This is a genomic window from Leifsonia sp. McL0627 (genome assembly GCF_058244615.1).
This window is the reverse complement of sequence record NZ_JBZCGM010000003.1, coordinates 425,268-436,996: the sequence shown is the minus strand read 5'-3', so window position 1 is coordinate 436,996 and position 11,729 is coordinate 425,268. Positions and strand designations below refer to the sequence as shown.

The following is an 11,729-nucleotide window of genomic DNA, read 5'->3' as shown; positions in this document are numbered from 1 at the left end:
ACGAGTCGTGGAAGGCGGCGCGCGTCAGCGGGCGCGCGCGAGCGTCAGCGGGCGACGGCGCGCGCTCGGCGGCGACGCCGCACGAGCGGCAGCGCGAGCAGCCGCCAGCCGACGAGGAACACGCCGAGGACGACGGTCGCCACCACGATGAAGCTCGGCTCGATGCCCTGGCCGACCGAGGTGCGGATGAGCATCCCGAGTGCGACGGTCATCAGCCAGACCGGGATGCCCGGCCAGAGGATCGCGAGCGGGCGGCGCCACGCGACGGTCACCAGCCACCCGGCGAGCAGGCCGACGAGGAACGGCCAGTACGTGTCGACGATCCCGGTGAAACTCGCCGCCTCCGCGTGACTGCGGCGGCCGATGAGCACGAAGAGCAGCACGAGCGCGGCGTCGATGACGAACGCGAGCAGTGGTGTCTTCCAGGATTTCACGGCTTGATGCTACGCGCGGACACCCGTGCGTTGGCTGGTAGCGCGGTGAGCGTCAGTAGACTGTCGTCACCCTGACGCCGAGCCTTGGAGTCCCCCGTGCCGAACTTCGACTTCCTCGCCCAGCCGTCGCTCCCGCGACCCGCGGTAAGCCCTGGCGACGCCGTCGCGATCGCCGCTGAGCACTACGGTCTGAGCGGCGAGGTGACCGAGCTCGGCAGCCAGCAGGACCGCAACTTCCTCATCGACACCGGAGCCCGTCGTTACGTGCTGAAGCTCGCCAATCCGGTGTTCTCGGCCGACGAACTGCACGCCCAGAACGCCGGGATGCGCACGCTGGCCGACGCCGGCGTGCGCGTGCCGGAGGTGGTCGCTGCGACCGACGGGAGCGACCTCGTCGCCGTCGAGGTCGGAGGGGTCGCGCTGTTCGCCCGGCTGCTCGGCTACCTCGACGGGGAGCCGCTCACCGGCGTCGCCGAACCGTCCGTCGAGCAGCTGCGCACTCTCGGCACTCTCGCAGGAGACGTCGCCGCCGGACTCGCCTCGCTCCGGCATCCCGGGCTGGCGCGCACCACCCAGTGGGATGCGCGGATCGGCGGCGAGGTCGTCGACCTCCTCATCGGGCACGTCGCCGACCCGGCCAAGCAGCGCGCAGTGCGCGAGGCGACGGACGCGGCGCTCGCCCGGCTGGCCCCGCTGCGCGCCCGCCTCCGGGTGCAGGCGGTCCACGGCGACGTGACCGACGACAACATCGTGCTCGGGAGCGATCAGGATGGCGACGGATCGGGCGGCGACGGCACAGGCGGCAGCGGCACGGGCGCCGGGGTGATCGACTTCGGCGACGTGGCCGACGGCTGGCTCGTGGCCGAACTCGCCGCGACCGTCACGAGCGCGCTGCACCACGTTCCCGCCGACCCACTCGCCGTGCTCGACGTCGCCGAGGCGTTCGCCGAGCGGTCGCCGCTCGACGACGCCGACCTGGCAGCGCTCTGGCCGCTCGTCGTCCTCCGCGGCGCCGTCCTGGTGGTGAGCGGTGAGCAGCAGGTCGCGCTCGACGGCGACAACGCGTACGCCGACGAGAACCGCGCGCACGAATGGCTGGCCTTCGACCTGGCCAGGCGCATCGACGCCGACGAGTTCGAAGCCGCGCTGCGGTGGCGGATCGAGAGCGCGGCCCGAAACGGCCTGGCACCCGTGCGGGTCGACACTCCGCTCGTCGGTCTCATCACGGAACCGCGCCACGTCGCCGACCTCTCTGTCACCTCGCACGCCCTCGACGGCGGGCGCTGGCTCGACGCGGACGCCGAGACCGCCGTGCTCTCCGCCGTCTGCCGCGAGCACGGCCACGCCGTCACCCGCTACGCGGAGCACCGCCTCACCAGGGCGACCCTCGACCGGAGTGCCGCCTCCCCCACCCGCGCGCTCTCTGTGACACTGGATGCGCCTGGCGGCGTCAAGATCGCCGCTCCGTTCCCCGGCGAGCTCGCGCTCGTCGACGGTTCGTGGCGGTTGCGCGGCGACGACGCTGACCTGTGGCTCGACGGCCTCAGCAGGCCGCTGACCACCGCGCTGGTGGCGGCGGGCGACACCATCGGAGCGGCCGTCACGCTCACCGTTCAGCTCAGCCGCCTGCGCGGCCGGCGGCCCCCGGCGTTCGTCACCCCGAGCATCCCGAGGCTGCTGTGGGAGCAGATCGCGCCGGACCCGTCCCCGCTGTTCGGCACCGGCCTCGCCGGCCTTGCCGCCCCGGAAAGCGAACCTGAGCAGGCGCTCGCGCGTCGCGAAGACAGCTTCGCCGCCGTGCAGGAGCACTACTTCACTGCTCCGCCGCTGATCGAGCGCGGCTGGCGGCACCACCTCGTCGACACCGCAGGGCAGAGCTACCTCGACATGGTGAACAACGTCACGGCGGTCGGCCACGCGCATCCACGGCTGGTCGACGCCGTGCGCGACCAGTGGGCGCTGCTCAACACGAACTCGCGGTTCCACTACGAGGAGCTCGCCCGGTTCACCGCGCGCCTGGCCGAACTCGCGCCAGCGCCGCTGGACACGGTGTTCCTGGTCAACAGCGGCAGCGAGGCCGTCGACCTCGCCCTGCGGCTCGCGCAGACGCACACCGGGCAGAGTGCGATCCTGGCGGTCACCGAGGCGTACCACGGCTGGACGGTCGGCGCCGACGCCGTCTCCTCCTCCATCGGCGACAACCCACGCGCGCTGGAGACCCGGCCGGACTGGGTGAAGCTGGTCGCGTCGCCGCACACCTACCGCGGTCGGCACCGCGGAGCGGACTCCGCCGCGGCCTACCTGGCCGACCTGGATGCGGACCTCGCCGCGCTCGACGCGGCGGCGACCGCCCGCGGGACCGGCGAGTTGGGCGCATCGGGCGCATCCATCGCGGGGTTCATCGCGGAGCCCGTGTTCGGCAATGCGGGCGGCGTCATGCTGCCAGACGGCTACCTGCGTGGCGTGTACCAGCGCATCCGGGATCGGGGTGGCGTGTGCATCGCCGACGAGGTGCAGGTGGGCTACGGCAGGCTCGGGCACTACTTCTGGGGCTCGGAGCAGCAGGGCGTGGTGCCGGACATCATCACCGTCGCCAAGGCGATGGGCAACGGCCACCCGCTCGGCGCGGTGATCACGACCAGGGCCATCGCCGACTCGTTCGCCGCGGAGGGCAGTTTCTTCTCGTCGGCGGGCGGCAGCCCGGTCAGCTCGGTCGTCGGGCTCACCGTGCTCGACATCATGCGCGACGAGGACCTGCAGCGGAACGCCGCAGAGGTCGGCGACCACCTCGCTGGCCGCCTCCGCGACCTCGGCACGCGCCACCCGCTGATCGGCGCCGTCCACGGGCTCGGCCTCTACCTCGGCGTCGAACTCGTGCGCGACAGGCAGACCCTCGAACCGGCCACCGCGGAGGCCGCAACCGTCTGCGACCGGATGCTCGCGGAAGGCTGCATCGTGCAGCCCACCGGCGACCACAAGAACGTCCTCAAGATCAAGCCGCCGCTCTGCATCACCCGCGCGAGCGCCGACCGCTTCGTGGACGCCCTCGACCTGGTGCTCGCCACGCTCTGACGCGACGCGACGCGACGCGCCCCGCCGCGCCCGTGTCGGCGGCGGGGCGTAGCCTCGCAGTATGGTCGCATCGCCAGCAGTCACGTTCACCGAGGCGGAGGCGTTCCGCATCGCGGTGCCGGACGACGACATCGCCGACCTGCGCTCCCGGCTCGCCCGCACCCGCTACCCCGCGCAGTCGCCCGGTGCGGCCTGGTCGGCCGGGATCGACCTGCCGACGCTCCGCGCGCTGATGGACGAGTGGCGCGACGGCTACGACTGGCGCGCGGCCGAGGCACGCCTGAACACGGTGCCGCAGTACACGTCGGTGATCGACGGCGAACGGGTGCACTTCGCGTATCTGCGCGGCCAGGGCGCGGAAGACCGCATCCCGATCGTGCTGAGCCACGGCTGGCCGTACTCCTTCATCGAGCTGCTGCCACTCGCCGACCTGCTCAGCCGAGACGACGGCTCCGGGGTGACGTTCGACGTGGTCGTGCCGTCGCTGCCGGGATACGGGTTCTCCGAGACGCTGCGGGAGCCGTTCACCTCCACCGCGGTCGCCGAACGCTGGCACACGCTGATGGCGGACGTGCTGGGCTACGAGCGCTATGCGACCTACGGGGAGGACGTCGGCACCTGGGTGAGCGACCGCCTCGCCGCCCTCCACCCGGAGTCGGTGCTCGGCCTGTTCGCCACCCACGCCGCCTTCCCGCCGGAGGAACGCCGCGGAGACCTCACCGACGAGGAAGCCGCGTTCCTCGGCTGGCTGGCACAGAAATGGGATGGCGCGAGTTCCTACTCCGCGCAGCAGTCCACCAGGCCGGACACGCTCGCGGTCGGGCTCACCGACTCCCCTGCCGGTCTCGCAGCGTGGCTGGTGGAGAAGTTCCGGGAGTGGAGCGGCTCGGACGACCTCGCCACCTGGTGGACGACGGAGGAGATTCTCACCACGCTCTCGCTGTACTGGTTCACCGGGACCATCGGCACCTCGTTCCGCAGCTACTCTGACGACCGGTTCGAGACGCCGATGCCGCGCATCCACGTGCCGGTCGGGGTCTCCATCCAGTACGGCGAGCGTGGCTTCCCCCGGCACTACGCCGAGCGCACATACACCGACATCCGGTTCTGGAACGACCTGCCCACCGGCGGCCACTTCACCGCCAAGCAGACGCCCGACCTCGTCGCCGCCGACCTGCGCGCCTTCCTCCAGATCGTGCGCGCCACCGCCTGACCAGTCGATCCGGGATGCGCGCTAGCGCAGCACGCGCGCCGCGGCGTCCGCGAGCGTGGCGGCGACGGCTGCGAGTGTCGCTGACTCCAGCGACCACTGGTGCCAGTACAGCGGGACGTCGAGCGGCGCCGCGTCGTCGAGCGCGACGAGGCGGCCGTCGGCGAGTTGCGCCGCGGTCTGCAGGTCGGGCAACATGCCCCAGCCGAGGCCGAGCTCCGCCGCGCGCACGAACTCCGACGACGCCGGCACGAAATGGCGGGGCGGATGCGCCTCCGGAGCGTGGACGGCCAGGTACCGGTCCTGCAGCGTGTCCTTCCTGTCGAACACCAGCATCGGGGCGACAGCCATCGCGGCGGGCGTCCAGCCGTCCGGCAGCCGGCGCTCGACGAACGCCGGGCTCGCCGTCGCCCGGTAGCGCATCGCGCCGAGGGACGTGACCGTGCAGCCCTGCACGGCGTCCGGGTCGGAGCTGATCGCCGCCATCGCGGTGCCGTCGCGCAGCCGGTCGAGCGTGTGCTCCTGGTCGTCGAGCGCAAGGTCGAAGGCGATGCCGGTGCGTTCGGCGACGTCGGCGAGCGCGGGGAGCACCCAGGTCGCCAGCGAGTCGGCGTTCACCACCAGCGGGATGCGCGGGAGGGCATCGGCCTCGTCACCGCCGAGTGCATCCACTGCCTCGCTCTCCAGCAGCGCGACCTGCCTGGCGAGCTTGAGCAGGACGCGGCCGGCGTCGGTCGGCTCGATCGGTTTGCTGCGGCGGACGAGCACCCGGCCGATCTGCGATTCCAGGGAACGCATCCGCTGGCTGACGGCGGACGGCGTGAGGTGCAGTGCCGCGGCGGCGCGGTCGAAGGTGCCGTGGTCGATGACCGCGGCCAGGGTGCGGAGCTGATCGGTGCTGGCGTCCATCAACAGCCATGCTAATGGTTCGTAAGAATCATGAGCTTCCCTGCAGGTCGCTCGCGCCATACGCTCGAACGGTGACCCCCGCTTCCGCCTTCGCCGTCTACCTCACCGGGCTCGGCGCAGGAGCCTCCCTCATCATCGCCATCGGCGCGCAGAATGCCTACGTGCTGCGGCAGGGGCTGCGGCGGGAGCACGTGCTGCCGATCGTGCTGATCTGCGTCGCCAGCGACGCGGTGCTGATCGCCGCGGGCGTCGCCGGTATCGGCGCGATCATCCGCTCGGCGCCGGTCGCGCTGGAGATCATCCGCTGGGCGGGTTTCGCGTTCCTGCTGCTGTACGCGCTGTTCGCCGCGCGCCGCGCCCTGCGCCCTGAGCGCCTCGACGCCGGGACGGGCGCCGGGGCCACCACCCTGCTCGCCGCCGTCGGCACCTGCCTCGCCCTCACCTGGCTCAACCCGCACGTCTACCTGGACACGGTGCTGCTGCTCGGCTCGCTGAGCGCCTCGCACGGCGACCCAGGCCGCTGGGTGTTCGGTGCGGGCGCCGTCACCGCCAGCATCCTCTGGTTCGGGATGCTCGGCTTCGGCGCCCGCTACCTCGCCCCGGTCTTCGCCCGCCCTGTCGCCTGGCGCATCCTGGACGGAGCCATCGCTGTGCTCATGGTCGTGCTGGCGATCCTGCTCGTGGTCTGAGCGGCGGGCGACAGGAGCGGGACGTCCATCACGCCATCGCGTGCCTGCGGTCGAGCATGACCCCGCGGAAGAACCCGGCGAGTTCGGCGGTCGCGCTCAATGGGAGCACGTCGGCGACGTACTGGTCCGGCCGCACGACGACGATCGCCCCTCCCCGGTCGATGCCGCGCTGCTCGAAGATGTCGTCGCCCGGTGCGACTGCGTACACCTTCTCGTAGTCGATCAGCCCGAACGGCCCCACCCGCGGCAGGAACACGTCCGGCACCACGCCCAGGTCCACGTCGCCGTGCGGCTGCTGGTAGATCACCTTCACGTCGAACCAGGCGTCCGGGTCGGCGCCCTCGGGCGTGAAGGCGACCACCGGAGACTCCGGCGCACTGCCGATCCACCGCGCGAGGTCGGCGACACCGGAGGCGTCGCCCGGCCGCGCGGCGTCGGCGAACACGTAGATCCGCCACCGGCCGTCCGCCTTCGCGTGGTGTCCCAGGTGCGTCGGCACCCCGTCGCCCACCCGGCTGACCATCGCGGACTTGAAGCGCTTGCCGATCGGGTAACCGGTCGCCAACTCCTGGTGCGACGGCTCGGCGATCAGCATCGACGGCGCGTACTGCGTCATGAACCCGGCGGGGAACTCGGCGGTCGCAACGTAGAAGTCCTCCAGGCTGGTCGGGTCGTCGAGCTCCTCCGGCTTCGTCGCCATCAGCGTCGACCACTCCTTGTCGAACGCGATGAGGTCCTTCGCCACCACCTGCCGCTCGGCGGAGTATGTGGCGAGAAGGCTCTCCGGACTCCGCCCGTCGAGAACGTGCGCGAGCTTCCAGCCGATATTGAATCCGTCCTGCATGGATACGTTCATGCCCTGACCGGCCTTGGCGCTGTGGGTGTGGCAGGCGTCCCCGGTGATGAAGACGCGCGGGGTGCGCGAGCCCAGCGCATCCAGCGGCACATCGTCGAAGCGGTCGGTGAGCCGGTGGCCGACCTCGTACACGCTGTGCCAGGCGACGTTGCGCACGTCGAGCGTGTACGGGTGCAGGATGGCGTTCGCCCGTTCGATGATCTGCTCGATCGTGGTGGCGCGCACGGCGCCACTGTCGTCGTGCACCTCGCCGAGGTCGACGTACATCCGGAACAGGTAGCCGCCCTCCCGCGGGATGAGCAGGATGTTGCCAGCCTCCGACTGGATGGAGCACTTGGTGCGGATGTCGGGGAAGTCGGTGACGGCGAGCACGTCCATGACACCCCAGGCGTGGTTGGCCTGGTCGCCGGCGAGCGTGCATCCGATGGACTCGCGCACCCTGCTGCGCGCGCCGTCCGCTCCGACGACGTATTTCGCGCGCACCGTGCGCTCCTGTCCCTCCCGCTCGCCGACCGTGTGGGCGAGCGTCACGGTGACCGGGTACTCGCCGTGGTCCGCGACGTCGAGACCGACGAACTCCAGTCCGTAGTCCGGCGTCAGCCTGCTGGGCGAGTACGCCATGACCTCGGCGAAGTAGTCGAGCACGCGCGCCTGATTGACGATCAGGTGCGGGAACTCGCTGACCCCGGTCGGGTCGTCGACCGCGACGGCCGACCGCACGATCCTCGACGGGTCGTCGCGGTCCGGCTTCCAGAACGCCATCTCTGTGATGCGGTACGCCTCGGCGATGATCCGCTCGGAGAACCCGAACGCGTCGAAAGTCTCCACGCTGCGCGCCTGAATGCCGTCCGCTTGGCCGATCGCGAGCCTGCCGCCCCTCCGCTCCACGATGCGCGTTGTGATGCCCGGGAACTTCGACAGCTGAGCCGCGGTGATCATGCCGGCGGGGCCGGTGCCGACGATGAGCACGTCGACCTCGTCCGGCAACTCGTCCGGCCGGTCGATGCCGACGCCTGCCGCCGGTTGGATGCGCGGATCACCGGAAACATAGCCGTGGTGGTGGAACTGCACGGGCACTCCTCACTTCTTCGTGGGTACGAGGGCGACGGATCGCGTGTTCTCTATGTGAACACACTGTTCTGATATCGCATGATGATCATAGACGCGCACGGACGACGCGACAAGCCGCGCACCGTGGGGACGTCCCCTCGCAACGCCCTAGAAGGCCGAGAAGTCGAGCTGCTCCTCGGCGACGGCGATGACGGACCACGTGCCGCCGTCGGAGTCGGTGAACTCGTAAGCCGGAACGACGAGCACACTGCCGCTCGACTGCCATTGGCTCGCCAGTCCCAGCCGGGCGCTCACGATCTCGACCCGGTGCACGGGCCAGGTGAGAGGCTCGCCGGCTTTCGGCGCGGCGGGCGGCTCGGTCGAGGGCGTCGTGGGCTCCCCGGAGGAAGCCTGGTCGCGCAGTGCGATCGGCCCGCCGGTCAGGGAGGCGCCGAACCGGGGGTCGGACAGGCGCTCGAACGCCTGCTGCTGGCTGACGATCGCGTATTCACCCAGCGAGGTCGTGGCTGCGAGGAAGCCGGAGACGCCGACGATGCCCCCTGTGCCGAGCTCCAGCGACCACGACTGGTCGATCCGCTGACCGTCCAGCACCGGCCAGGCCTGCGCCGTGCGGGTGTACGAGCCCTCCGGTGTCTCCGAGGCGAACTGGAACGCCTCAGGGTCGCGGCCGGTCGCCGAGACGAGGGTACGAAGGGCTGCGATCGCGGCGTCGGCCGCCGGGAGCGCCGGTGTCGACGGGCAGGCATCCGGAGTTGCGGCGTCGCCCGGCGTTGCCGTGTCCCCCGGCGCGACGCACGGGGCAGGCGCGAGCTGCGGGTTCGAGTAGTAGAAGCTCAGAGTTCCGTCGAGTCCGACCGTGAGCGACGGCGCCGACCCGTCCTGCGGCCCGGTCGCCCAGGAGCCGTTTGCCAGGTGTGGCGCACCGCTGACGCCGAGCGCCGTGGCGAGGGCGGCCACTGTCTTCTCGGTGGAGGCGGTCCGCGCGTCGAAACCGTACGCCTGCGCCCGTCCTGCCGAAGTGGAGAGTCCCGTCGAGTGGAAGCTGTTGCGGCCGAAACCGTACGGGTACGCCCGGTCTGCTCCGCCGGAGGCCGACAGCTTCGGCGAAGCGTCGGACCCCTGTTCCTGCGGGCTCTGGCCGTGTCCCTGGTTCTGGAGCGAGATGGGGGCTCCCGGCCCACCGGCGACCGTCGTGCCCCCCGTCGCGGAACCCACGGCGAACCCGGCCCCGCCGAAGACCGCGATCGACGCCGCGACGGCCGCGATCGGCAGCCAGAGCCGACGCCGGCGTCCCTGCGCGATCTCGACGACCTCCGCCGGCTCGTCCGACTCCGCCGCTGCGCGTGCGACGACCTCCTCGGCGAAGCCCGCCCGCGGCTCGACGCCGGCGGCCGGGTCGGCGGCACGCAGCCGCTGGAGCGGGTCACGCCCGTTGTCGTCACTCATCTCATACCCCTTCATCGGTTCGCCCTTACGAGCGCCAACGTCTTCACCTGCATCTATGTCCACACGGCCACAGACCTTGCACGGACACTCAGAACGTCAGCCGGTCGCCCCATGCCTCACGCAGACGCTTGCGTGCCCTCGACAGCGCAGCGTCCGCCCCTGACCGCGAGATCCCGAGCACAGACGCCAGCTCTTCCCCGTCGAGCCCCTCCCAGGCGTGCAGAAGCAGGATGCGCCGGTCGCGCTCCGCGACGCTGCCGAGCGCACCCCGCAGCTCGTCGTCGAACAGCGCGGCCAGCTCCGGGTCGTCGCGCACCCGGCGCGCACCGGTCTCCGGCAGCTCGTCGACCGGCAGATCGACGACCTTGCGGCGATGGTTGGCGAGCGTGAATCCGGCCGTCCGGTACAGCCACGGAAGCACGGCGTCGCTCGGCACAGCGGCGCGGCGCCGCCAGGCCGTCGCGAACACATCGGCGGCGAGGTCCTCCGCATCCTGGCGTGGTCCCCGGCGCGCGAAGTACCGCACGATCGCCGTCGAGTGCTCCCCCACCACGGCGGTGAACCACGCGATGTCGTGTTCGGGCTGGGCGGGCGCGCCATCGTCGGCCATCGTCTCCCCCTGGGTCATGTCGGCACCGGCTGCGGTCCTCACAGTCTGTCTCTGTCGGCTATCGCGTGGATCTTGCACCGCGCCGATCACTCTCACGCTTTCGGGTCAGCCTGGCACCTGCAGCCCCAGTCGCGGGTAGAGGAGGGTGAAGGCGCTTGAGAGGCCGCCATTGATGGCGCCAAGCACGTGCCCGCCGTTCGGGATCTCCACAAACTGTGTCGTGAATCCCGCGTCGGCGAAGTTCTTGGCTGCTTGTCGTCCCGCCTCGACGTAGACGGGGTCATCGGAGCCGGAGGTGAAGATCCCCACCCCCTCGTACGTTCGATTCTTCAGGATGTTCTCCGGTTTCTGGGCGTCGTACGCCGATTGATCGCCGGCGAAGACGTTCGCCAGCATCGACGCCTGGTCCTCCTGACCGGGGAAGAGCTCGCCGGAGATGTCGACGACGTTCCGGAAATCGTCGGGGTACTTCGCGGCGAACAGCATCGCGCACGCTCCGCCGTTGGAATACCCGGCGACGGTCGTGCTCGCTCCCGAGGTATCGACTTTCAGGTGCTGTCGCGCCCAGCCGAGCACGTCGACGGTGATGTACGTCTCGACCTTGCCGAAACGGTCGGAGTCCGTGCATCCGGGGTCCTGGGCTGGATTCCCCAGCTGGTCGGCCACCACCACGATCGGTGCGAGGCCGTGATTGCGGCTCGCGAACCCATCGAGGATCGCGGCGACGTACTGCGGGTCCGGGTTGCCGGGTTGCCCCATCATCAGCAGCACCAGCGGCAGGCGAGGAGGATCCTTGACCAGCGCCGCGGGCGGAAGGTACAGACCGGCATCCCGCGCCGGGAACCCCGAGTGCGTCGCGGGGATCGCGACCATCGTGGTCCTTCCCTTCTTCGGCAGGTCCTTCGGCGGTTTCCAGCTGGATGCGATGCCGGGAGAGTGCGATTGCACCGGCAGAGGACTGACGACCGGTCCGGCAGGGCCGTGCGCGAGGGTCTGCCCGAAGAGGGAGCCGACGGTGGGATTGACTCCGAATTCGCTGATCGAGGCGAGAACGGCGGTCACCGAGAGAACGACGACACCGACCGCTGCGAGCACGACACGCCACCAGTGCGCGCGCTGAACGGAGAGCACCGCGATCGCCACGCCGGCGCCGAGGGCTGCGGTGTAGAGCGCGATCGAGCGCGGCACGGGTATCCGGAACGGGTTCCAGAGCACCGCCGTCACCAGGAAGGCGACGAACCCGAGCGCTGCGCCACCCGCGACGGCGACGAGCACTCCCGCGAGACGGCGGGAGCGGGGCTGCTTCCTCTTGAGCCCGGCTTGGGTGGCCAAGAAGCCGACGAAGGTCCCTGAAACGGCGAGAAGAGAGTATGGAAGGGGTCCGGACACGATGCTGACGGCACCGAGGTACTCAAGCATTCAGCACTGCCGT

General features: G+C 70.9%; 9 protein-coding genes. 3 read left to right on the top strand and 6 right to left on the bottom strand.

The window, feature by feature from the left end; translation table 11 throughout:
- Positions 1-44: 44 nt before the first annotated feature.
- Complete coding sequence (locus AC37TH_RS10345; protein ID WP_490764270.1) at positions 45-434, bottom strand: DUF3054 domain-containing protein; 390 nt, start codon at positions 432-434, stop codon at positions 45-47.
- A gap of 96 nt (positions 435-530) precedes the next feature.
- Here AC37TH_RS10345 and AC37TH_RS10340 point away from each other — a divergent pair, with 96 nt between their 5' ends.
- Together AC37TH_RS10340 and AC37TH_RS10335 are read left to right on the top strand one after the other, a co-directional pair.
- Positions 531-3,506: an aminotransferase gene (locus tag AC37TH_RS10340; protein WP_490764269.1), complete on the top strand. Its 2,976-nt coding sequence runs from the start codon at positions 531-533 to the stop codon at positions 3,504-3,506.
- 61 nt (positions 3,507-3,567) lie between these two features.
- Positions 3,568-4,719 (top strand): epoxide hydrolase family protein, encoded by a 1,152-nt coding sequence (locus tag AC37TH_RS10335; protein ID WP_490764268.1) that lies wholly within the window; start codon positions 3,568-3,570, stop codon positions 4,717-4,719.
- Between the two features lie 21 nt (positions 4,720-4,740).
- On the opposite strand, the gene AC37TH_RS10330 is transcribed toward AC37TH_RS10335, so the two are convergent.
- Positions 4,741-5,625, bottom strand: a complete 885-nt coding sequence (locus AC37TH_RS10330; RefSeq protein ID WP_490764267.1) for a LysR family transcriptional regulator ArgP — start codon at positions 5,623-5,625, stop codon at positions 4,741-4,743.
- A 71-nt stretch (positions 5,626-5,696) separates the two neighbouring features.
- Between AC37TH_RS10330 and AC37TH_RS10325 the strand changes: the two genes are divergently transcribed.
- On the top strand, positions 5,697-6,314 hold the full coding sequence (locus AC37TH_RS10325) for a LysE/ArgO family amino acid transporter (RefSeq protein WP_490764266.1): 618 nt from the start codon (positions 5,697-5,699) through the stop codon (positions 6,312-6,314).
- Positions 6,315-6,342: 28 nt separating this feature from the next.
- On the opposite strand, the gene AC37TH_RS10320 is transcribed toward AC37TH_RS10325, so the two are convergent.
- The 4 genes from AC37TH_RS10320 to AC37TH_RS10305 form a co-directional block, all read right to left on the bottom strand.
- On the bottom strand, positions 6,343-8,241 hold the full coding sequence (locus AC37TH_RS10320) for an FAD-binding monooxygenase (protein WP_490765096.1): 1,899 nt from the start codon (positions 8,239-8,241) through the stop codon (positions 6,343-6,345).
- Between the two features lie 147 nt (positions 8,242-8,388).
- Positions 8,389-9,687 carry a hypothetical protein gene (locus AC37TH_RS10315; protein WP_490764265.1) on the bottom strand — a complete coding sequence of 433 codons (1,299 nt, stop codon included), beginning with the start codon at positions 9,685-9,687 and terminating at the stop codon, positions 8,389-8,391.
- Positions 9,688-9,775: 88 nt separating this feature from the next.
- Positions 9,776-10,339, bottom strand: coding sequence for an RNA polymerase sigma factor (locus AC37TH_RS10310; RefSeq protein ID WP_490764264.1), 564 nt, complete (start codon positions 10,337-10,339; stop codon positions 9,776-9,778).
- A 63-nt stretch (positions 10,340-10,402) separates the two neighbouring features.
- Entirely contained in the window at positions 10,403-11,716 is a 1,314-nt protein-coding gene (locus AC37TH_RS10305; protein WP_490764263.1) for an alpha/beta hydrolase, read from the bottom strand.
- Between the last annotated feature and the right edge of the window lie 13 nt (positions 11,717-11,729).